We start from the raw sequence: 22,038 nt of genomic DNA on the forward strand, positions 1-22,038 counted from the left end.
TTTAGAGAGTGAATTTTTATCAATATGATATCATCTAAAAATAGATTATCATAAAAACAGGACTTACGCAAAAAAGACCGAAAGTAGGGGTAATTCATGAATTACCCCTACGCAAGAATAAGGCGTTCAGCCACGTCTTGCGTAAGTCCTAAAAAAACATCATGCAAGCATACAAACTCAAAGGAAAAATTGATCAATCTGGTAACTTGCTGATTACCCAACCCCTGAATTTACCCCCCAGAAACGTGGAAATTGTAGTTTGGGCAGCCACAGACACCCTTGATCATACCACAACCCCAACCACTGAACCAGCACCAGAAACACCAAAAAGACCAACTAAAATCAAGGTTTTGCAAAACTGGTTTGAGAAAACCCAACCTGCACCTCCTGATTTTGATCCAGATCAAGCTAAATGGGAATATTTAAAGGAGAAACATAACCTGTGAAAATCTTGCTTGATACCAACATAATTATAGATAGTGTAAACTTAAATTGTTCACTCATTACCAAAATTCTATGACTCGCTGGTTTAATATTGCCGGTCCCTGTAAAGACGATATCCACTATATGCTCTCTCCCACAGTACGATTACCAGATTTAGAGGAGCTAATTGAACAAGAAAGTTATTTTGTCCTTCACGCACCACGACAAACAGGGAAAACCACAGCCATGTTATCCCTAGCAAAACAACTTACCGATAGAGGAAATTATGCCGCAGTCATGGTATCTGTAGAAGTAGGAAGTGCATTTAATCATGATCCTACTGCCGCAGAATTAGCAATTTTAGGAACTTGGTATGATACCATAGATATCCGCTTACCTAAAGAATTACAACCACCTGTTAAACAATGGCGACAGGAAGAACCAGGAAGCAGAATTAAGGCTTTTTTATCAGATTGGGCAACATCCTTAAACCGCCCTTTAGTATTATTTATAGATGAAATTGATTCTTTACAAGACCAAACATTAATATCAGTTTTACGACAGTTAAGAGATGGTTTTCCTAATCGTCCTGAAAATTTTCCGACCTCAGTAGGATTAATTGGTTTACGAGATGTGAGAGATTATAAAGTAGCATCTGGTGGTAGTGATAGATTAAATACATCTAGTCCTTTTAATATAAAAGTTGCTTCTCTGACTATGCGAAACTTTAATCTTGCAGAAGTAGGAGAATTATATCAACAGCATACAGCAGCAACTGGACAAATTTTTACACCAGAAGCAATAGAAACAGCTTATGATTTAACCCAAGGACAACCTTGGTTAGTCAATGCTTTAGCTAAAGAAATTGTAGAAAAAATGGTAAAAGATAGAAGTATTGCTATTACCGAAGAAACCATTTTACAAGCTAAGGAAATATTAATTGCTCGTCAGGATACTCATTTAGATAGTTTAGCAGAAAGACTCAGAGAAAAACGAGTTAAAAACATTATTGAACCAATTTTAGCAGGGCAAACATTACCAGATACCCTAGCAGATGATCGCCAATATTTAATAGATTTAGGATTATTACGACGTGATCCGATGGGGGGATTAGTTATTTCAAACCCTATTTATCGTGAAGTTATTCCCCGTGTTTTAGTACAAGGAACTCAGGACAGTTTACCTTTAATTAGTCCTAGTTGGTTGACAGCAAAAGGTGAATTAAATATAGATGCTTTATTAACAGCATTTCTCAAATTTTGGCGACAACAGGTCGAACCATTATTAGGTAGTACGGTATATCATGAAATCGCTCCACATATTGTATTAATGGCTTTTTTACATCGCGTGGTTAATGGTGGGGGAGTTTTAGAAAGGGAATATGCAATTGGTAGCGATAGAATGGATTTATGTCTGAGTTATAAAGATGTAATTTTAGAGATTGAATTAAAAGTATGGCGGGATAAAAAGCGCGATCCTCAAGCTGATGGGATCGAACAATTAGAGTCTTATTTAGGGCGTTTGGGTTTAGATTTTGGTTGGTTATTTATCTTTGATAGGAGGAAAAATGCTTTACCAATGGAAGAAAGATTATCCACTGAAGTTGTGGTGACAGAAAATCAATATAGAATTACTGTGATTAGGGCATGATTGTTATATTTTTTGTTTCACGCAGAGGCGCTACAGTCGCAGAGAGGAGAAAGGAAAGAGGGATTTTTGCAGATTGTTTTTATCTGTATCCTTGAAAATTGTAGAGTAAACAAATCTGTACGAATTACCATTAGGGATAACTTTTAGGGATTAGGGAAAAAGACGATTTTTCCCAGAATGCCTAGTATTCCTGTCACCAAAATTCCGACAATGCCAAGAAACCCATTAGTAGTAATATTAACCCGTGCATTCAGGTCGTCAATACGCTTTTCTATTTCCATAACTTTAGAATCTAGGGCTTTAATATCCCCTCTTATTTCTGATTGTCCTATCTCTAGCTTATTAACATCTCTTTGTAAAGAGTCGATTTTTCCCTCAATCCTTGTCAGGACTGCTTCTAGGGAATAAGTTACGGTTTCGTTAGACATTTTGCTAAACTCCTACTTTTGCTGATTTTTTCTCTAATCGACAAGGCATCAAAATTGCCGATATGCAAGACTAAGGATAACTTTTAGGGATTAGGAAAAAAGACGATTTTTCCCAGAATACCTAGTATTCCTGTCACCAAAATTTCGACAATGCCAAGAAACCCATTATTGCTAATATTCACCCGTACATTCAGGTCGTCAATACGCTTTTCTATTTCCATAACTTTAGAATCTAGGGCTTTAATATCCCCTTTTATTTCTGATTGTCCTATCTCTAGCTTAGTTAGGGTCTGCTGAATAAATCTAAAAACCTTGTTGGATAAGACTTTTGGACTTTTTTCCCCTCAAAAAGTGCCAGCCATTGCGGGGATCGGGGGAAAATTCAGGTACTTTTTCCCTGAAAATTAGGTAGTTGACCACCTCAAAACTGGTAAAACCCCACACCCCACACCCCACACCCCACACCCTGCCACCACCGAAAAGCTTTTTCAGCAAACCCTAGTTAGACGCTCATTAACATCTCTTTGTAAAGAGTCGATTTTTCCCTCAATCCTTGTCAGGACCGTTTCAAGGGAATAAGTTACGGTTTCGTTAGACATTGTGCTAAACTCCTACTTTTGATAACTTTAATTAGGGCTTGCTGAAAAAATAAGAGGTTCTTCGTTACTTGGTATGGTTCGATAGGGGGGCATAAATCGACTAAATCCTTATCTGGCAAGAGACTTAATTGATTAGTTCGCTCTAGATAAAAAACAATTGACAAAAATCGCTAAATGCCTTTCTATATAAGGGTTCCATCCCTTATAACCCCCGTCCATTGCATAACAATTACCGAAGAGCCAAATAAGATAGGAAAAATTTATGATGCTAAGGGCAACTTCTAGGGGTTGCCAATAAATCCAAAAAGTTTAGCTGCTCCTCCTAAAATAGCAACAACAAGGGCGATCAAAATGCCTCGATTAGTAAACTCTTGATAGGCAACTCTAGCGGTCAATCCGTCAATTTTTGTGCTTAGTCGCTCATCTAAAGCTTTAATTTCTCCTTTAAGTTCTGCCTGTCCGATTTCTAATTTTGTCAGACGTTGCTCGATTCTATCAGCTTTGTGGTTGACTTCCTTGATGCTGTCTTTGATTTCCTTGAGGACCGTTTCAAGGGAATAAGTTACGGTTTCGTTAGACATTTGCTAAACTCTCAGAGTTATCCTGCCGCTATCTTAATTATTAATCTTTTTTCTAGTTTAAGATGGCTTACGGTTCACTGCCACGATTGCGCCAGACTTGCCAACCGACGTAACCGAGGAGGAGAGTTGCACCAAAGGCAAAACCCCAACCACTGGGAACATTGGAGAAACCGAGGGCTAAACTGCCCACCCAGAGAGTTAGGGCGTAGATAAATAATACTGTCAGACGGTGAGAGATACCCGCTTTTAGTAAACGATGGTGTAAATGACGTTTATCAGCCACAAAAGGGGATTTTCCGCGTTTGAGACGGGAAATAATCACCGTTGACATATCGAGGAGAGGAACCGCGAGGATGAGATAGGGTAATAGGACGGCGGTAACGGCAACAGTAGTCACAGCAGTAGTTTTAGCCAATCCAATCACCGCCACACCCGCGAGGGTAAAACCCATAAAATAGGCCCCACCATCCCCCATAAAAATTTGGGCGGGGTTAAAATTGTAACGCAGAAAACCCAGGGCCCCACCCGCTAAAGCGGCGGCGATAATAGCGGCGGCCGGTTGTCCCATCACCAAAGTTACAATCAAAATAACCACGGCAGATATACCGGAAACTCCCGCCGCTAATCCATCTAAACCGTCAATCCAGTTAATTGCGTTAGCCATCCCCACTAACCAGAGGAGAGTAACTGGCAAACTTAGCCAATGAATTTGTAATAAATCGCCGAAGGGAATAGAGAGGAAATCGATCCTCACCCCAGCTTGCCAAGCTAGAAAAGCGACGCTAAACTGCATTACCAGACGATTGAGGGGCGAAAGATTAAAAAGATCATCCGCTAGACCGATGAGGAAAAAGCCCAAACCGCCTAGGGTTACGCCCCACACTTCCCATTCTCGATCGCTGTTTAAACCGGCAAACCCTCCCAACCACCAAACGATCAGGAGGGCAGTTAAAGCGCCGACAAAAATCGAAACTCCCCCCAGTCGAACCATAGGCTTTTCATGGACCTTCCTTGGGTTGGGTTTATCGACGTAACCGCTTTTCAGTCCGACGGTTTTGACGAGGGGGGTACTCCAAAGTACCACTGTATGGGCGATCAGAAAAGCAATTAGATAGTATAAATCTCCAGACATGGGAATTGGGGGGCGATTTAATTCACAATTGACGACCAAAGAACAATCGCCAATTATGAGTTTTTATTATCTCTCGTTTTAGGCCAAGGCGGGGACGGAAATATGGAGATGGGGATAGAGGGGGAAGCTTTCACAGAGTTTGGCTACCCGTTGACGGCAAGCAGTTCTCAGGGCTTCATCACCTGGATTAAGGAGAATATCGGCGATAATGTTGCCAATCTCGATAAATTCCGTTTCTCCTAGTCCTCTGGTGGTCATAGCCGGGGAACCCAAGCGCAGACCACTGGTGACAAAGGGAGACTCGGGATCGAAGGGAACAGTGTTTTTATTAGCGGTAATATTGATGGTACTGACCAAGCGATCGGCTTCTTTCCCGGTCATGCCCACGGATCTTAAATCGAGTAACATCAAGTGATTATCCGTACCATCGGTGACAATTTTAATCCCTCTAGCTTTCAACTGACCGGCCAAAGCTTGGGCATTAGCGATTACTTGGCCCGAATAGATTTTAAACTCTGGTTTCAGGGCCTCCCCAAAAGCCACCGCTTTCGCCGCGACCACGTGTTCTAGGGGCCCGCCTTGGGTACCGGGGAAGACGGATTTATCGAATTTTTTACCTAATTCCTCGTCTTTGGTCATAATTAACCCCCCCCTAGGACCGCGCAGGGTTTTGTGAGTGGTGGTGGTGACCACATCACAGTGGGGTAGGGGGTTAGGATGATGACCAGTAGCCACTAAACCGGCAATATGGGCGATATCTGCCATCAGATAGGCCCCCACTTCGTCAGCGATGGCGCGGAATTTCTCGAAATCAATCTGGCGCGAGTAGGCAGAATAACCGCAGATAATTAGTTTGGGTTTTTCCTTGCGGGCGATGTCAAGGATGAGATCGTAGTCCAGGCGTTCGCTTTCGGGACTTACTCCGTACTGTACTACTCGGAACCATTTCCCAGAAACGTTAACGGGGGAACCGTGGGTAAGATGACCCCCGTGGGAGAGATCCATACCCATAATCGTATCGCCGGGCTGCAAGAGGGTCAGGAAAACGGCGAAATTAGCTTGGGCGCCGGAGTGGGGTTGTACGTTAGCGTGGTTTGCCCCAAATAGTCGTTTAACCCGATCGATCGCTAATTGTTCCGCTTCGTCAATGTATTCGCAACCGCCATAGTAGCGTTTTTTTGGCAGTCCTTCGGCGTATTTGTTGGTTAAAACCGAACCCTGGGCGGCCATGACGGCAGCGGAGGTAAAGTTTTCACTAGCGATTAATTCTAGGTGATCTCTTTGACGTTGCAGTTCTTTTTGCAGAATCCCTGCGATCGCTGGATCCGTCAGGGATAGTATATCTAAGTTCGTATCAGTCACGGTTACTCGATCCTTTCTTTAACAATTTACCTGTAATCATTGGGTCACTTTCTCCATTTTGGCACAATCTCTAATCTTCCGACACACCAGTGAGCTTAATTGCCTCTCTTCGGGATCGCTCATCAATTGTCAACTGTTAGCAGTAAAATCTTCATTTTTAGTTAATAGATAATAGTAATATTAACCAGTAGAATCCTTCCCGGTGGGGATTGAGTAATAAAATCGGAAGTAATACTAAATCTGGTTATTAAAGACTGATTATTTATTCCCCTTTTTGCATGAGTGCATGAGTAGAAAACGGGTTTCTCGGAGAAACCCGTTTTCTGTGCGTTACTCAAATGCCCAATTTTAGCAGTAATTTTCCCTTTAAAAATAACAACTCAGTAGAAATTATACAAAAAGTTGACAAATCCCAAAAAGAGGGTGGATTACCTTCAAGATAACCCCCCCGAAAATTACCATTAATTATCTGTAATCAACCGGTATTTCTCATCCCTGCGGCAATACCATTAATCGTCATTAAAGCACCCCTTAATAACTCCTCTTTAGAATAGCGGAAATGAATCACACCGGATTGAGCTTGACTGTTGTATTGACGTAAACGCTTGAGGAGAGACACCTGTAGGAAACCGAGGGGAACGATCGAACCGTTGCGTAACTGCACCGAGCGCTGTAAATTCGGATCATTATCCAATAAATGTTTCTCGCCGGTGATCTGGAGAACAATCTCGCTAGTGCGATTATATTCCTCTTTGATCCTTTCAAACAGACGTTGAAAACGTTCTCGATCTTCCTGTTTAGAAAGTTCACTGACGTAGTGATAGGCCATCTGTAGGTCCACCTTCGATAGAGTCATGTCTGCCTTAGAAATCACCATCTGGAAGAAAGGCCACTTGTGATAAAAATGGCGTAACAATTCCAAATTTCTGCTAGGAGAATCATCGAGAAACATCTGTAAAGCTGTCCCTAAACCATACCAAGCCGGTAAAAGAAAACGGGTTTGGGTCCAACTAAATACCCAGGGAATTGCCCGCAGGGTACTTAAATCCTGTTGACCACTTTTCCGGCGCGCTGGTCGGGAACTAATCTGTAAAAGACTAATTTCAGGAATGGGAGTTACGGACAGGAAGAAGTCTAAAAAGTCCGGTTCTTCATAAATCAAACTGCGATAGGTTTGCCGTGAACGGGTGGCTAACTCCTCCATGATGCGATTCCAGGGTTCGAGATCATCAAAACCACTGCCCAGTAAACTTGCCTGTATGACTGCCGTTACGGCCGTTTCGAGGTTATACAAGGCCAATTCTGGTAAAGAGTATTTCGAGGCTAAAACCTCGCCTTGTTCGGTGATTTTAATGCGACCGTTAATCGTTCCCCGGGGTTGGGCGAGGATAGCGGCGTAGGCCGGTCCACCACCCCGACCGACGGAACCGCCCCGGCCATGAAAAAGACGTAGATTCACGCCGTATTGTTTAGCGGTTTTTTGTAAAGCCTTCTGGGCCTTATGAATTTCCCAATTACTGCTCAAAAAGCCAGAATCCTTGTTACTATCGGAGTAACCCACCATAATCTCCTGTAAATTACTCGGTTCCAAGATGGCCGGTTCCGGGGTCACGTCCTCCCCGTTTAAAGCCGCTAAATGGTCGTAACCGCCAGCTAGGGTTGCCCGATAGAGGGGCAATTCAAACAAAGTCTGCATGATGCCGGGGGCGTGTTTGAGGTCATCGACGGTTTCAAAGAGGGGAACGATGCGCAGGGAACTGCGGCTAGTGGCGGGGTCGTATAAACCGGCTTCTTGGGCTAATAACAGCACTTCTAGCACATCGCTGGCCTCGTTGGTCATGCTGATAATGTAGGTTTGGCAGATTTCCAGACCAAATTCCCCTTGCAGACTTCTTAAAACTCGCAGGGTTTCAATGGTTTCGCAGGTTCTTTCCGAAAAGGGCATTTCCCGGGGAATTAGGGGCCGACGGGTTTTTAATTCCGCCACTAACCAGGCGATTTTTTCTGATTCGGTTAATTTGCCATAGGGTTTCGGTAAAACTCCGAGATATTGAGCGATTTCTTCGATACATTCGGCGTGACGGGTGGATTCTTGCCGAAAATCTAACTGAGTCAGGACAAAGCCAAAAATCTCTACTTGGGCGATCAGTCGATCGAGTTCTTGACAAGAAAGACCGGTTTGAAAGAGACTGCGCTTTAATAGCTGTAATTCGGCTAAAAACTCGGAACCGGAGCGATAGATGTTGGTTTCGTTGAGTTTAGTTAATAATTGTCGTTCTTCCGGGTCATTGAGGCGATCATTGCGATCACGCGTATTTTCCAGACGTTTTTGAATAAAGGCCAATTTGAGGCGATAGGGTTCCTGACGGTAGCGAATTGCTAACTGGCTATAGATTTCGGGCATTTGCTGTTTATCTCTGTCCAGGGAGTCCAGCAACTCCGGCAAGACGTGACACCAGTGCAGGGAGGCACTTAAAATACTGGTCAGGTCGCGAATAGCATCGAGATATTTTTTAATAACGAGATTGCGCTGATAACAGCAGGTTTTCCAGGTGACTTCGGGGGTAACGGAGGGATTGCCATCCCGATCTCCCCCGACCCAAGAACCGAAGCGACAGAAGTTATTTTTCGGCGCTTGTAAACGGGGAAAGGAGGATTGTAGGCTTTGCTGCAGACGCAGGGTTAACTGGGGTAGGGAATCAAAGAGAACTTCATCGAAGTAGTGCAGGGCATAATCCACTTCATCGACGACGGTGGGTTTAAATTGGTGTAGTTCATCTGTTCGCCACCAAAAACGTATTTCTTCTTTTAACTGTTTGGTGACTGTTTGTGCTTCTCTGGAGTTAGTTAACCCCATACTGCGAAAGATTTCTTCTGCTTGGTCAAGTTTTTCGAGAATGCCTGAGATACGGCGCTGTTTAATGCGAATGGTATGACGGACAATTTCCGTGGGGTGAGCCGTGAAAACCAGACGAATATCTAACTGATCGAGAAGACGCTGAATTTCTTGGGGAGGGACGTTAACCTGTTTGAGATAGGGAAATAACCAGTGAAATAGTCCCGATTTTGGGCCGGAGTGATCGGACTCGTTCAGGGTTTTTTCTAGCCAATCGGCCCCGACAATGGTGGCTAAAAGGCTTTTTTGCGTTGGGTCAGCCTTGGGACTTTCGTTTTCTTCCCCGATCACCGTCCGTCGCAGTAGTTGCTGATCCCTTTGTTCGTAGTGTTGTTCGATTATATTTATTAACTGGAAATAGAGGGCAAAAGCGCGGGTAACTTTGATCGCTTCCCCTAGTTCCAAGTCTTCGATCATTTTGGCGATCGTTGCTTCTGGACTATCATCGGTCACTTGTCCTTCCTCAGAACAGAGATGGCGCAGTAATTCCAGTAAATCGACTAATTCTTGACCACATTCGGAGACTAAGACTTCTTTCCATAAATCTTCGATTAATTTCAGTCTTTGCTGCAGAAACAGGTTGGAAGTGCTGAAAATATCCTGTTCGGTTTCGGTCGAGGAGACAAGGACGCTCATAATTTCAGTAAAAAGTGAAAAGGAGATAGGAGTTAGGAGTTAGGAGTGGGGGGTGGGGTGTTGGGTGTTGGGGTAGTGGGGCAGTGGGGAATTTAGCTGAAATTTCCCGATCTCCCTAAATCCCGATCTCCCTAAATCCCTATCCCCTGTTCCCTGATATATCGGGATGTACTTTGTTGAAATGATTAGTTCTTAGGGTTTGTCAAAAATGAGATTATATCCCAAAGAATCACATTTTTTCCTATTTTTAACAAAAATTTCACTATTTTTGCCTCTTTTCAGGGGTCAAAAGGACTTTTTTCTTGGATTATTGGTCACTGTTGACCGGTAACTGATCGGGAATATTGAGCAGCGGCAAGCGATCGCCCCGAAAGATTTCCTCGCTGTCTTTCCCGACTTCTATCAACCAATTATTCATAGAACGTAGTCCCAAGTAGGATAAAAGAAAGGGACTGACCGCTAGACTAAGCCAAAGCTCGATCGGTTGAGTTTTCATGGCAATTTCTCGGTTAAAGGACGGCGTTTGATCCGACGAATCGGAAAATTAGCAATCAGGGCTGTAGTCCGTTGGTCACTTTCTAAGAGTAACTCGGTTTCCTCGGTGTCGATATCAAGATAACGACCGACCACTTCTAAGATTTCTTGACGCATCATACTAAGAAGTTCGGGACTAAGATCGGCGCGATCATGGGCCAGAATAAGTTTTAAGCGTTTTTTAGCTTGGTCGCCACTTTTGCCCGAACCGCGCCATGCTAGAAGTTTATCGATCAGGTCATTCATAGTAGGTTAAGAGGTTGAGATGAGAGAGTTTAAGGCCCAAATAAGCGACGACGCAGACGAGTGAGAAACCCTTCCTGACCGGCCATTAAATCTAGAAACGGCACATCGCGACCCTGTAAACGCTGGGCAATGTTTCTAAAGGCCATAGAGGGGAGAGAAGTCTTCTCCTCTAATACTAATGGTTCTCCTTTATTAGTGGAAATAATAATTCTTTGATCGTCGGGAATAATCCCCAACAGGGGAATTACCAATAAGTCGAGAATGTCCTCGACGCTGATCATCTGATTCAGTTGGATCATTTCTGGCCGCAGCCGGTTGACAATCAGACGGATACTCTTAATATCTTCGCTTTCTAGTAATCCCACCACGCGATCGGCATCTCTCACCGCCGACATTTCCGGAGTAGTAACGATGATCGCTTCTTCAGCAGCGGCGATCGCATTGCGAAAACCCATTTCAATTCCTGCCGGGCAATCAATCAATACATAGTCGTAACTTTTTGACAATTGGGCGACTAAATCCTTCATTTGATCGGCAGTAATCGCCTCTTTGGTGCGATTTTGTGCCGCCGGTAATAAGACCAGATTTTCCTGTCTTTTATCCTTAACTAAAGCTTTATCAAGGCTACAATCTCCCGCCACCACATCGAGCGCAGTATAAACGATACGCTGTTCTAATCCTAACAATAAATCGAGATTTCTCAGTCCGAAATCAGCATCGACAAGGGCGACTCGACAGCCTAATTGAGATAAGGCTGAACCTAAGTTCGCCGTTACTGTCGTTTTACCAACTCCTCCCTTTCCCGATGTCACCACAATTACACGAGCCATAATTTATATCAGTTATCAGTTACCGGTTATCAGTTATCAGTTATCAGTTATCAGCTATCAGTTATCAGTTATCAGTTATTGGTTTGATAGAGTTTTTCATTTCAACGCAGTTAATCCCTATTTTTACTGTTTACTGATCACTGTTTACTGGTCACTGCTCACTTTTTTTCGACCCATCCAACTTTATCTTTAAAGGTGTAGGTTCTGGAAAAATTATAAGCCCCAATGATGCGGATTCCTCCTTCGCTGATACAGGCAATTTCTGGTTCCATGCGATCGCTATTCAAAGCCGGGGTGCGTGCCACTAATTCAGCGATCCTCAGTTGAGTTAAGTCGATTCGCAGGGCCATAATTACCGCTGCTCGATCGCCGCGGAATCCAGCATGGGCCACACCGCGTAAACCCCCCCAAACCAATATATCGCCATCAGCGACGATCGATCCGCCGGGGTTGACATCGCCCATGACTATAACTGTGCCCGGGTGACGGATTTCTACACCCGATCGCAGGGTAGTTTTTAAGTACAAAGGTTCGGCGAGGAGGGATGGTAGCGGTTGCTCGTCCCCGAAAACCGTGGGACTCGAGCGCATTTGTTCGACATTGTAACCCATGGTTGCCGCTGCTACTGCGGTTTGTCTTCTTTGGGTTTGGATGGTATGCAGGGGTAATTCGGCACTGTCTAAAATTGTGGCGATCGCTTGTAGTTGGCGCGTATCCATCAGGCGATCGTTGGCCTGTAGGTGTACTGGTGTTCTAGCGGGGCAGTTTTGGCCGCTATTACGGAGATAATATTTTAATCCTGTCAAGATATCTGTCCAATCCTGACTTGTCTCCCCGGCACCGGTTTTGGGCAAAATTAGCAGCAATTTATCGCCCTCACTTTTTAAGTGGATTTGGGCGTATCTCGACATTACCGAGGCTGATGGCGCAATTTTTTCGGTTTCTGAGTCGATTTCTTGATTTATTTCGGTTTTAGTTTCATCCATAGCCATAATTTTTTACTTAAACAAGACAAAGCGTAAAATAGCGATCAGCAAACCGACGGAAGCGGTAATCAGTGAACCCCCTAAAATGGTTATCAATGCCCAAATTTGATTTTTTTGACTGCCCTCAACTATTTTGAGGCGATTATCCATCCCTTCGACTCTTTCGGTTAATTTGGCCTGTCCTATCTCTAGGGATTTAACATCTTGCTTGATTTCCTTAATATCAGCCTTAATTTCGACGATATTATTCTCGATCGCCGTGAAACGAGTCTCGATCGCCGTGAAACGAGTCTCGATCGCTTTTTGTCCGTTGATAATTAAGTCTTCTAGCCTTTGCAAGTCCGTATCGGCAACAGTTTTCATAAAAATTAACTGGCTATCAGTATAGATGTTTCTTTAATTATGAACCTTGAGCAGCCGGCAGCAGTGGGAATTAGGAATTATGAATTAGGAATTACGGCTGATGTGAGATAGAGAGGTTTGTAAAATCAAAGGGAGGCATCACGATAAAGGTAATCACTCCAAAGCATGAGGCCTCCCATGAATAGGATAGATGCTCCCACCCTCTTGACTATTATTTATGTCCTGGTGGATGACTGGTATCAAGAACAGGGATATCGCTTGACTCCCATGCTGCCTGGACCTGAGCCTAGTTTCAGTGATAGTGAAATGTTGACCTTTTGGTTTATTCCCTCGTCCCTGCTCATACTGACGAACGCTCCCGCAGCAGAATCCGTATTGCAGTTCATTCAAGGCAACAATATCCTAGCCGACAAGGGGTTTATTGGTACTGATTGGCAGACTGAGATATCAAGAACCACAGGTAATCGAGTCTCTACAGCTAAGAGAGTCAATCAACATCAACAAACTTCTCCCGTCTTTGAGCGACTTCTTCAACATTTTCGAGAACGGATTGAGGGGGTTTTCAATGAGGTGCAGAATACAGGACGCAACTTGGAGCGATTGCTCAGAAAGAAAGTTGAGGGACTTTGTGTCCATCCTTTGAGCAGACTCCTGTTCAACCCTTTGGGCAACTCATATAAGGCGTGATTTTAAAAATTAACTTAATCATAAAGAAAAATTTAACTTTCTCTTTTATAGTAAATTGCAAAACACGATCGAGCGGAAAAATTAAGGGGAAAATTTTGATACTACTTATACTAAAAGCCATCCTGATCACCCTAGCGCTCTTGCTACTCGGTGATTTAATTTCTACGTTTCTCTACCATGTTCCAGAACACGTTTTCGGCAAGTTTCACGCTGCGGTACACCACGGCAAAAATCGGAACTTTTTTCATTACGCGTTGTTAAATCGAAATCCGCTAGTTTTACTCGATGGCTTTCTCGGCGCGCTCCCCTATAGTATATATGTATGGGGTAAGTTCAGTTAAAACGCGGTAGAGAAACTGGGCAACCTTGTATGTTATTAAATTATGTAATAACATGATATGTAGTAAACTTTGCCTAAAATCATGAGTAACAAACAATACAATCTAACCTGGGCTAGAATAGGCAATGCTTCAGGTTTCCGTCTGAGTGCCAGTTTTTTTAAGGATAATCCCCAGTTTAAGGAAGCTAAAGGTGCTGTTGAAGTTATCAGCCCTGATACCTTATTAGTCCGCTTACAGCCTCAATCTGTAGAACAGGAGGAAGATGAACTGATGATGAGTTTATTTTTAGATTTTCTGACCAAGCAAGCCCTATTAAATCCTGATGCTGAGTTAGAAGCTTATACGGAAGCGATGGCAGCGGTCGATGAAGAGTTGATGACAGGAGTAGAACTTGATAGTTAACGGTTGGCGAATCTACTTTATTAAAAGACTTTTTGGGCAACAACGCCGCGATTTACAAGTTGAGGTTCGTAAACTAAAAAACACCTTGCCAACAGAAGCATACCGTACTCATTCTACAGTCAAACTCTACAGGGCGATTATGGTCGCCATTAAAGAAAAAATCCCTCTCGACCCTTTTGCTTCCCATTTTGCTCTGACTGGGGCGCTCAAGCATTACGGAAGAGTCAAAAAGATGGGACTACCTGACCGTTATCGCTTATTCTTTCGGGCTATACAAACCGAGGAGTATAAAGCTATTTTTGTTTTATGGCTAGGCTATCCTCGCAAACAAGGGGATAAAAATGATTGTTATAAAGCCTTCACAAAAATGGTTGAGCGAGGTGATTTTCCCAATTCTCTTGACGCTTTAATCCTTGATAGCCAAGAAGATTAGCTAGTGATAAGGTGGTTGAAAAAGCGATCGTAACCCACAGATACACTTTCAACTGCGCCTCCACAGAAAGATTGCGATCTAACATTAGCATGAGATCGATGATCGCACTAAGATGATATGATAGTAGTGCATTTTCCTAATTATGGTTCTTCGGTTTGTGTTATGCAATGGACGGGGGTTATAAGGGATGAAACCCTTATAGAAACAGACATTACCGCAATTTTTGTCAATTGTTTGCGATCTGGAGCGAACTAATCAATTAAATCTCTTGCCAGATAAGGATTTAGTCGATTTATGCCCCCATATCGAACCATACCAAGTAACGAAGAACCCTAATTATTTATGATTAAGAGTTTTGCATCTAAGGAGACAGAGCAGGTATTCAAACGTAAATTTTCACGAAAATTACCTCAAGATATTCAACGAAATGCTCGGAGAAAGCTAGAAGTTTTAGACGCGGCCGAAACTTTACAGGATTTATACATTCCTCCATCTAATCGGTTGGAAAAACTCTCAGGAGATAGAAAAAATCAGCATAGTATCCGAATTAACGATCAGTGGCGGATCTGTTTTATTTGGAAAAATGGCAACGCCTACAATGTAGAAATAGTCGATTATCATTAATTGTTACTCAATAATCATGACTGAGAAAAAATTATTAGCTCCCATTCATCCTGGTGAGATTCTGTTAGAAGAATTTCTCAAACCGATGGAAATTAGCCAAGAACGTTTGGCAGAAGATCTTAATGTACCAATAGAGCAAATCAAGGAAATTATCGAGGAAAAGCGAGGAATTACTGCCGATATTGCCTTAAGGCTTTCTCGTTATTTTGGTATGTCTGAAAGGTTCTGGATGAATCTTCAAACAAGGTATGATATTGAAGTAGAAAAAGATAGGCTCAGAGAACGTTTAGAGAAGGAAGTAAAAGTCTATGCTGCTTCACAAGCACTGTAGCATAACCGAAAAAATAGGGGAAGAATAATAATTTTAACCCCCCGTAGTGGACTGTTTCAGCTAATTTGGTGTATTAGAAAAATGCTATAAATTCTATAATCTAAGATTTTAAGCCGAAATCTATTGCCCTATTTTAGTTGAAACAGTCCAGTAGTGGACTGTTTCAGCTAATTTGGTGCAATAGATTCTCCCGATTCCTCCTCCTCAAACACAGGATAAAGATGTTTCAGCTTGACCCTAGCATCGCTGGTCGTAAACGTCCATATTACTGTAGATGCAGTCTGATTACGTTCTTTTTGCCAGGTTTCTATCTCCCTTTTCAGTTCTTCCTTGCTAGAAATCCTTCTATCTAAACATTGCCTCGATAAGACGCTTAGTTCAGTTTCGGCTACATTTAACCAGCTACCATTACGAGGTGTGTAATAAATTTCCAGTCTTCTAGCTAAACGATGAGCAACGGGTGCTGGAAATGCTTCATAAAGCGAGGCTATGTTATGAGTGTTGAGATTATCACAGACGAGCTTGACTTTTCGAGCCTTTGGATAGTCCACATCCAATAATTGACGAATTTCTTCTGCCCAATCTATTCGGGTTCGACTATCTCGGTTACTCACCCGTCTCCATCCTCGATGGGGGTCAAAAAACATGAACAAGGCTTGAACCCCTTCACGACTATAGTGATAGTCTTCTTTTTTATCTTGTCCAGGTTGCATGGGTATCGGAGGGTAAACTTCTCCAAGTAGTTGCTTTGATGCTTCATCCATCGCGATTAACGGTTCTTCTTCCGATGGCTGAGTGCCATACAGGTCAAGGACAACTTCCATCTGGGCAACAAATCGGGCTAAATCCTGTTCCGGAATACAGTATCTTTGGGTTTTCCAAGGGCGTAATTGGTTTTTTTTAGAGTACGCCACACCGTTGGACTGGAAATCTCGGTGATAATTTGTCTTTGTTTGAGTTCCGAGGTTAATAGTCGGATTGTCCACTCGGCTCGGCCAGATGGTGGCTCCGAACAGCACAGGGCAATGATTTGGGCGGCGGCGGCTCCATCAACTTTTGCCGGAGTGGGGGGAGTTTTTCTCGATTTCCGTTCTAATGCTGGTTTTTCGCCTTTTTGAAGAAATCTTTGACGAATACGTCCCACTGTATTTCTATGAACTTCTAAAGCTTCGCCTATTTCTTCATCTGTCCATTTCCTTTTCGCCTGTTCTCCCTCGTCACACATCAGCAAAATCCGAGCGTGGAGAATTTTTTTAGCTGGTGCATAGCCATTACGACTGATTTGTTCGAGGTTTTCTCTTTGTTCCCCTGTTAGATTGACTTTATAGTTATTTCAAATAAGAACGAGACACTAGGCGACACAATAAGTACGAATAATTTCATCAAGGGGTGTCCCCACAGGAGCATACATTCTTGCCCTCTTTAATGCACTAAAATCATGTTCGATATCATTTAAATCAGGAGAGTATTTTGGCAAAAACACGACCTGATGACCTGCTTCCTCTACCAGTTGTTTAATGACTGTCTTCCGATGAATTGGTGCATTATCCATAATTAATACTGATGTTATGGTTAGAGAGGGCAACAAATATAAAGATAACCACCCTTCAAAACCTTCGGCATTCAGGCTTCTCGTAAATACCATCGGTGCAATAAAGTCTTTTTTTCCCTTTCTTCTACCAGCGACAAGGTTCTCTCTTTTTCCTCGTTTTCCTTGTCTATCTCCAAAGACTTTCTTCCCTTTTTTTGACCAAGCATAAAAACAGGCTTGAAATTCTTCAAACCCTGACTCATCAATAAATACAAGGCTTTCACTTCCATATATTTTAATCAATTCTCTCAGCACTCTGTAGTATTTCATTCTTTCTTCTCGGTTTCTTTCTCTATAACGAAGTTCCTTCTTTTTTCTGGTAACTTTCATGTTTTTTAAGGCATAGCAAATGGCACTTGGTCTCACTCCAAATTTCTCGGCTCTGTCTCTTAATCTTGCCTCGGGATTTTCTTGGACATCTTTTGACAGTGCTTTCCAGTCCAGCTTTCTCTGACGGTGTTTTACCTTTGTTGCTTCCAGTTTTTCCCTACCTAGCCATCTATATATCGTCGCTCTTCCTATATTAAATAGAGCGGCGGCTTTGGTTATGCTTCCCCCATTCTCTACATAATCGATTACTTTTTTTCTCAAGTCTAGGCTATAAGACATTTTTCTGTATGGGTTGCTCGTTTCTCTTGATTTTACCTTATTTTTCCCTCGTCTCACACTTATTTGAAATGACTATATCTCGCCGACCTCTTCCCATGATTGATGTCCTCTGCTTGTTCGAGCTATTGCCCTATTTTAGCTGAAACAGTCCAGTAGGGTGGATTAGCGCAGCGTAATCCACCATTACATCAATTATTGAATAACCATAGATTAGGTGCGTTACACTTCGTTAACGCACCCTACAAGAGCGGCGATCGCACTAACCGGACAGCGATAACCTTTGCAACTCAACAGGTAGTCTATGCTCCGTTCCGGTTCAGCGCAATGTTAGACCAGCACCCACCCGCCGCTCAAGGGGTAGTTGCCGATTTGCCGAACCCATTGCCCCCCATCAGGACTTCGGAGGTAGCTTGGGCAGTTCGATCCACAGTTCCAGCACACCGGGCTGTGGCTTCACGCCGGAGAAATTCGTAAAGTCCGCCGTCTGCACCGTCAGATTTTTATAGCCTAGCTGTTTCAGGGCATTCGTTGTATCTTTCGCCAGTTTGCCCGCCGCGGACGCATCCTTATTATCGTTATTGTTGAAGAAACGAACCTCGTGTAGCCCCGCGGCACCGCCATCGCGATCCTCGGGAGGCACATTGTATTTGGCGGCTTGGAGAGCGGTACGCAGGGCCTTCGCCTGCTCGCGGGGCGCACCGGCGAACTGAATGAACACCGTGGGCATCTTCTGCGCCTCGGCGCTCTGGCGCACTTGTTCATCCGTCCGTCGCACAAGATTCGCAACATCGGTCTGCACCTTAGTCACCGTCGAACCGTCCTTGGCCGTCAGCGTGCTAGTGCCGGGTAGCTTCTCGACGATCTGGCTCAGTCGATCGACCTGCTTGCCGAGGGCGGCAACCCTTGTCATGTTTTCATCGAGCAACGTTGTGATAGGTTTCTCGCCAACCGTCACGATCAGAGCCTTGGTTCGATCGTCGAGAGCTTTCTGCCGAGTCTCCAATGTGTTGATAGTATCGATAGTCGGGCCCACCTCGGCGAGCTTCTTCTTGGCTGAAGCGATAAACTCGGCATTCTGTTTGGCTAACTCCTCCGCGATACCGAGCGTTACATTGATACGCTCGCTCTTCTCCTCTGCCTGACCGGTGATCTCCTTGATTTTTGCGTCTACCATAGAGGTGATGATCTGGTTCCAGCCTAGGCCGGCGATGACCAAGGCAAAGGCAAATGCCACACCGGCAAGGCCGTAGCGCCACATCAGGGTTGCCTCGACGCGCTGGATGACCTTCTCCTCGATGCGTCGCTCGATCAGCTCCAGTATCCGCTCATCGATCTTTTCGAGTTCGGGATTCTGTCCTTTGTCAGCCATCTCGCCTTCCCTCCGAGCTTTGTTCTACTAATTTTCCTTTTAAAAATGCTAACTATTAATTATACCGCTCACTGCGGTCTAGCACCCTCATCTATCCTACTATACCACCTCCATCGGTCTAACACCCCCTTAATCATACCTAATACCGCACTGTGCGGTTTAATCACCTCAATTAGGGAATAATAACCGCAGAGGGTGGTCTGGTATTCCCTTCAAGTGGATTTTACCGCATTTGCCGATGACGGAAGAAGCACAGTACCCTCGACTGTTAGAACAAGTCCGAGAAGTCATGCGTCTCAAGCACCTCAGCTTGAAGACGGAAAAATTACATTCGAGATTTGGCTCTTCGGTTTGTGTTATGCAATGAATGGAGGTTATAAGAGATGGAACCCTTATAGAGAAAGGCATTTAGCGATTTTTGTCAATTGTTTTTGATCTAGAGCGAACTAATCAATTAAATCTCTTGCCAGATAAGAATTTAGTCGATTTATGCCCCCCTATCGAACCATACCAAGTAACGAAGAACCTGAAAACTCACATCTGCTCACTGATTACTGATTGCCTCCTATTGACACAAACGTTGATAAACTGTGGCTAAAGCTCGGACATCACCGACGTTACCCGGGAAAAGAACCACAGGTAGATTAGGAAAGAGATGATGATCGGCTGCTGTACGGACCATGGAGACACCGGGGAGAATCTGACCGAGTAAACGGGCCGATTGCAGGCTTAAACCCGTACTTAAGACATCATTAGAGGTAATTCCGCCTTTACTGATTAAAAAACTGATATCACTGGGTAAACCCTTAACAATGTCCATTAACAGGGTGGAGACGGCAACCCCAAAATCAAGGCGTTTCTGCACAGAAGCAAAGGTTAACTCTTGCCGACTGGTATAGATCACGGGGGTTTGTTTATTTTTGTGAATAAGCTTGACTTTTTCCAGAGCTTGTGCTAGGAGTTGATCTCGTTGCTCAGGACGATCGCGCAATGCCGTCACATCGATTTCGACTCCGACGGTGTTGGGTTGTTGAAGCAGTTCATCTAATTGTTGGCTAGTTTTTTTGACGTGGGAACCGACGATAATTGCCCCGGCTTCCCCCGTGGGCTTATACTTACCCATAGATTCGGGTGCGATCGGTTGAGTTCCTAAATTAGCCAAAGAAGTTAAAATACTGGCGGCACTACGGAATAAAAATTTTTTTCCTTCCCCTGCGGCGGTTAAAATATCTTCAGCAAAGCGATCGAGATCCGCTTGAGTTTCCCCATCTACCACCCCACATTGATTATTTTTGAGCTTTTGCAGTCGTTCTAAACTACCTTGACGGATATCTGCCAGTAAAAATCTTTCCACATCATCTGCTTTAATTTTACCTTTCGTTTTCTCCTCCACATAATCCGGCAGATAACTGTAATGGTAGGCAAAAACCGAATCGCGAGCAAATTCCGTCTCGTGGACGGGAGTGGGAACGCCATCGATGATTAAATAGTGAATACTATCACGGGTGATTCTACCTCCCTCAAAAAAGGCTGGAATCAGGAAATGTGCATCAAAACCGCCCAATTCTTCGGCAATAACATCAGTTTCGATCGGATAATGCCCGCGCAGGGTAGAATCGGAACGACTAACCACCAAAAAATCCTCGATTCCCTCTTTAGTTAAGGCAGTTTTCAGGTTATGACAGACTTCTCTGGTGACAGACTCGGCTTTTTCGGGGGTTAAAGCGCGAGTATTGGTCAAAACAAAGAAAATTGGCGCATTATCTGCCAATCCCAAGCGGAGAGTATCTTCATCCCACCGCATCAATAACAGACAACTATGGACTGTTTGGGAACCTGTCGGGTCGTCATCTAAGACTATAATTTTAGGTCTATTATTGCTCATATATTTTTTATCAGGATGGGAGGGACGAAGGAACCAAGAGAATCTGGTTAATAGTTTATCGGGTTCTGGTTCCCCATTAAAGTCGTCCCCTCCCTAAGCAACCGCTATCAATCTTGATCACAATCTGTCCAATATAGGATAAGCTATACCATGATTCATACAGTGACGAAGTTGAGCGCGGGAGACTTCCCTTTGAATACGTTAATTCACCCCACTGCGGTTATCCATCCGTCGGCAAAACTTGCTCCAAAGGTTAAAGTTGGTCCCTATGCTGTGATCGGGGCCAATGTGGAAATTGAAGCTGATACAATTATTGATGCCCATGTGGTCATTGAGGGTCCGACCAAAATTGGCAAGGGTAATCATATTTTTTCCGGGGCTGTTATTGGTAATGAACCACAGGATTTAAAGTATAAAGGTGGCGAAAGTAGCGTGGAAATTGGTGATCATAACCAAATTCGCGAGTTTGTCACGATTAATCGCGCCACGGATACGGGAGAAGTTACCCAAATTGGCAGTAATAATTTATTAATGGCCTATGTTCACGTTGCCCATAATTGTATTTTGCAAGATAACATTATTATCGCTAATAGTGTCGCTTTGGCAGGTCATGTCCAGATCGAATCAAAAGCAGTTATCGGGGGGGTTTTAGGAGTACATCAATTTGTTCATATTGGCAAAATGGCCATGTTAGGAGGAATGAGTCGTATTGATCGCGATGTTCCCCCTTTTACTTTAGTGGAAGGCAATCCCTGTCGGGTACGAACTCTTAATTTAGTCGGTTTACAAAGGGCCGGTTTTACCGATGAAGATCTAGCTTTACTGAAAAAAGCTTTTCGGATTATCTATCGTTCTAATATAAATCTTCAGGAGGCTTTAGAACAAGTTTCTCTCTTAACCGATAACCCCCATGTTCAACATCTCTGTCAATTTTTACAATCCTCTACCACGGGAGAAAAACGCCGCGGTTTAATTCCGGGAAAATAATTTTTTTATTGAGGAACAGGGAGTGGGGTGTGGGGTGTAGGGTGTGGGGTGTAGGGTGTGGGGTGTAGGGTGTAGGGTGTGGGGTGATGGGGAAGTGGGGAAGTGGGAAGAAT

The 22,038-nt window shown here is 43.7% G+C and carries 24 protein-coding genes and 5 pseudogenes; 11 read left to right on the forward strand and 18 right to left on the reverse strand.

Annotated features, from left to right (window positions below; all coding sequences use genetic code 11):
• Positions 1-161: 161 nt before the first annotated feature.
• Positions 162-446, forward strand: coding sequence for a hypothetical protein (locus tag MAE_RS16740; protein WP_002761688.1), 285 nt, complete (start codon positions 162-164; stop codon positions 444-446).
• Positions 447-516: 70 nt separating this feature from the next.
• On the forward strand, positions 517-2,073 hold the full coding sequence (locus tag MAE_RS16745) for an ATP-binding protein (protein ID WP_012266638.1): 1,557 nt from the start codon (positions 517-519) through the stop codon (positions 2,071-2,073).
• Positions 2,074-2,216: 143 nt separating this feature from the next.
• On the opposite strand, the gene MAE_RS16750 is transcribed toward MAE_RS16745, so the two are convergent.
• The 14 genes and pseudogenes from MAE_RS16750 to MAE_RS16800 form a co-directional block, all read right to left on the reverse strand.
• Positions 2,217-2,501 (reverse strand): hypothetical protein, encoded by a 285-nt coding sequence (locus tag MAE_RS16750; protein ID WP_002764782.1) that lies wholly within the window; start codon positions 2,499-2,501, stop codon positions 2,217-2,219.
• Positions 2,502-2,584: 83 nt separating this feature from the next.
• Positions 2,585-2,791: pseudogene (locus MAE_RS16755) on the reverse strand (DUF4164 domain-containing protein); the annotation flags it as partial.
• A 13-nt stretch (positions 2,792-2,804) separates the two neighbouring features.
• On the reverse strand, positions 2,805-2,996 hold the full coding sequence (locus tag MAE_RS33450) for a hypothetical protein (RefSeq protein ID WP_012266639.1): 192 nt from the start codon (positions 2,994-2,996) through the stop codon (positions 2,805-2,807).
• Positions 2,996-3,100: pseudogene (locus MAE_RS35185) on the reverse strand (DUF4164 domain-containing protein); the annotation flags it as partial. The pseudogene MAE_RS35185 and the gene MAE_RS33450, both read right to left, overlap by 1 nt.
• Positions 3,082-3,276, reverse strand: a pseudogene (locus MAE_RS30100) (hypothetical protein). The pseudogenes MAE_RS35185 and MAE_RS30100, both read right to left, overlap by 19 nt.
• 105 nt (positions 3,277-3,381) lie before the next feature.
• Positions 3,382-3,681 (reverse strand): hypothetical protein, encoded by a 300-nt coding sequence (locus MAE_RS16760; RefSeq protein WP_002761685.1) that lies wholly within the window; start codon positions 3,679-3,681, stop codon positions 3,382-3,384.
• Between the two features lie 67 nt (positions 3,682-3,748).
• On the reverse strand, positions 3,749-4,813 hold the full coding sequence (locus tag MAE_RS16765; RefSeq protein ID WP_012266641.1) for a glycosyltransferase family 4 protein: 1,065 nt from the start codon (positions 4,811-4,813) through the stop codon (positions 3,749-3,751).
• A 78-nt stretch (positions 4,814-4,891) separates the two neighbouring features.
• Positions 4,892-6,175: a serine hydroxymethyltransferase gene (gene glyA, locus MAE_RS16770; RefSeq protein WP_002797075.1), complete on the reverse strand. Its 1,284-nt coding sequence runs from the start codon at positions 6,173-6,175 to the stop codon at positions 4,892-4,894.
• A 475-nt stretch (positions 6,176-6,650) separates the two neighbouring features.
• Positions 6,651-9,707: a phosphoenolpyruvate carboxylase gene (gene ppc / locus MAE_RS16775; protein WP_012266643.1), complete on the reverse strand. Its 3,057-nt coding sequence runs from the start codon at positions 9,705-9,707 to the stop codon at positions 6,651-6,653.
• Positions 9,708-10,014: 307 nt separating this feature from the next.
• On the reverse strand, positions 10,015-10,203 hold the full coding sequence (locus MAE_RS16780; protein ID WP_002797077.1) for a hypothetical protein: 189 nt from the start codon (positions 10,201-10,203) through the stop codon (positions 10,015-10,017).
• Positions 10,200-10,487 (reverse strand): cell division topological specificity factor MinE, encoded by a 288-nt coding sequence (gene minE / locus MAE_RS16785; RefSeq protein ID WP_002797078.1) that lies wholly within the window; start codon positions 10,485-10,487, stop codon positions 10,200-10,202. Before minE ends, MAE_RS16780 begins: the two co-directional genes overlap by 4 nt.
• A gap of 29 nt (positions 10,488-10,516) precedes the next feature.
• Positions 10,517-11,317 carry a septum site-determining protein MinD gene (gene minD / locus MAE_RS16790; protein WP_002797079.1) on the reverse strand — a complete coding sequence of 267 codons (801 nt, stop codon included), beginning with the start codon at positions 11,315-11,317 and terminating at the stop codon, positions 10,517-10,519.
• A 158-nt stretch (positions 11,318-11,475) separates the two neighbouring features.
• The gene (gene minC, locus MAE_RS16795) at positions 11,476-12,303 is read right to left on the reverse strand and encodes a septum site-determining protein MinC (RefSeq protein ID WP_012266644.1); all 828 of its coding nucleotides are present in this window, start codon (positions 12,301-12,303) and stop codon (positions 11,476-11,478) included.
• 12 nt (positions 12,304-12,315) lie between these two features.
• The gene (locus MAE_RS16800; RefSeq protein ID WP_002797081.1) at positions 12,316-12,666 is read right to left on the reverse strand and encodes a hypothetical protein; all 351 of its coding nucleotides are present in this window, start codon (positions 12,664-12,666) and stop codon (positions 12,316-12,318) included.
• A 177-nt stretch (positions 12,667-12,843) separates the two neighbouring features.
• On the opposite strand from MAE_RS16800, the gene MAE_RS16805 reads away from it, so the two are divergent.
• The 7 genes from MAE_RS16805 (at position 12,844) to MAE_RS16830 (ending at position 15,484) form a co-directional block, all read left to right on the forward strand.
• Positions 12,844-13,353 carry a hypothetical protein gene (locus tag MAE_RS16805; protein WP_002797082.1) on the forward strand — a complete coding sequence of 170 codons (510 nt, stop codon included), beginning with the start codon at positions 12,844-12,846 and terminating at the stop codon, positions 13,351-13,353.
• 95 nt (positions 13,354-13,448) lie between these two features.
• The gene (locus tag MAE_RS16810) at positions 13,449-13,694 is read left to right on the forward strand and encodes a hypothetical protein (protein WP_197533159.1); all 246 of its coding nucleotides are present in this window, start codon (positions 13,449-13,451) and stop codon (positions 13,692-13,694) included.
• Positions 13,695-13,775: 81 nt separating this feature from the next.
• The gene (locus MAE_RS16815) at positions 13,776-14,096 is read left to right on the forward strand and encodes a hypothetical protein (RefSeq protein WP_002793380.1); all 321 of its coding nucleotides are present in this window, start codon (positions 13,776-13,778) and stop codon (positions 14,094-14,096) included.
• Positions 14,086-14,529 carry a type II toxin-antitoxin system YhaV family toxin gene (locus MAE_RS16820; RefSeq protein ID WP_002751101.1) on the forward strand — a complete coding sequence of 148 codons (444 nt, stop codon included), beginning with the start codon at positions 14,086-14,088 and terminating at the stop codon, positions 14,527-14,529. The genes MAE_RS16815 and MAE_RS16820 overlap by 11 nt, the downstream gene beginning before the upstream one ends.
• Before the next feature lie 223 nt (positions 14,530-14,752).
• Positions 14,753-14,875: a hypothetical protein gene (locus MAE_RS35795; RefSeq protein WP_269453927.1), complete on the forward strand. Its 123-nt coding sequence runs from the start codon at positions 14,753-14,755 to the stop codon at positions 14,873-14,875.
• Positions 14,872-15,153: a type II toxin-antitoxin system RelE/ParE family toxin gene (locus MAE_RS16825; RefSeq protein ID WP_002733818.1), complete on the forward strand. Its 282-nt coding sequence runs from the start codon at positions 14,872-14,874 to the stop codon at positions 15,151-15,153. Before MAE_RS35795 ends, MAE_RS16825 begins: the two co-directional genes overlap by 4 nt.
• 16 nt (positions 15,154-15,169) lie before the next feature.
• Complete coding sequence (locus MAE_RS16830; RefSeq protein ID WP_002733868.1) at positions 15,170-15,484, forward strand: HigA family addiction module antitoxin; 315 nt, start codon at positions 15,170-15,172, stop codon at positions 15,482-15,484.
• A gap of 167 nt (positions 15,485-15,651) precedes the next feature.
• Here the strand turns inward: MAE_RS16830 and MAE_RS32465 are convergent.
• The 3 genes and pseudogenes from MAE_RS32465 to MAE_RS16850 all read right to left on the reverse strand — a co-directional run.
• Positions 15,652-16,808: pseudogene (locus tag MAE_RS32465) on the reverse strand (IS630-like element ISMae25 family transposase); the annotation flags it as partial.
• Between the two features lie 27 nt (positions 16,809-16,835).
• Positions 16,836-17,684 carry an IS630-like element ISMae21 family transposase gene (locus tag MAE_RS30110; protein WP_012264307.1) on the reverse strand — a complete coding sequence of 283 codons (849 nt, stop codon included), beginning with the start codon at positions 17,682-17,684 and terminating at the stop codon, positions 16,836-16,838.
• Positions 17,685-18,075: 391 nt separating this feature from the next.
• Positions 18,076-19,053, reverse strand: coding sequence for a hypothetical protein (locus MAE_RS16850; protein WP_012266647.1), 978 nt, complete (start codon positions 19,051-19,053; stop codon positions 18,076-18,078).
• Positions 19,054-19,420: 367 nt separating this feature from the next.
• Here MAE_RS16850 and MAE_RS33455 point away from each other — a divergent pair.
• Positions 19,421-19,651 (forward strand): annotated as a pseudogene (locus tag MAE_RS33455) (hypothetical protein).
• Here the strand turns inward: MAE_RS33455 and MAE_RS16855 are convergent.
• Positions 19,619-20,938 (reverse strand): four-carbon acid sugar kinase family protein, encoded by a 1,320-nt coding sequence (locus tag MAE_RS16855; RefSeq protein WP_012266649.1) that lies wholly within the window; start codon positions 20,936-20,938, stop codon positions 19,619-19,621. The pseudogene MAE_RS33455 and the gene MAE_RS16855 sit on opposite strands and share 33 nt — an antisense overlap.
• A gap of 150 nt (positions 20,939-21,088) precedes the next feature.
• Here MAE_RS16855 and lpxA point away from each other — a divergent pair, with 150 nt between their 5' ends.
• Positions 21,089-21,925, forward strand: coding sequence for an acyl-ACP--UDP-N-acetylglucosamine O-acyltransferase (lpxA, locus tag MAE_RS16860; RefSeq protein ID WP_002797088.1), 837 nt, complete (start codon positions 21,089-21,091; stop codon positions 21,923-21,925).
• The last annotated feature ends 113 nt before the right edge of the window (positions 21,926-22,038 follow it).

Source organism: Microcystis aeruginosa NIES-843 (assembly GCF_000010625.1).
Taxonomy (GTDB): domain Bacteria; phylum Cyanobacteriota; class Cyanobacteriia; order Cyanobacteriales; family Microcystaceae; genus Microcystis; species Microcystis aeruginosa.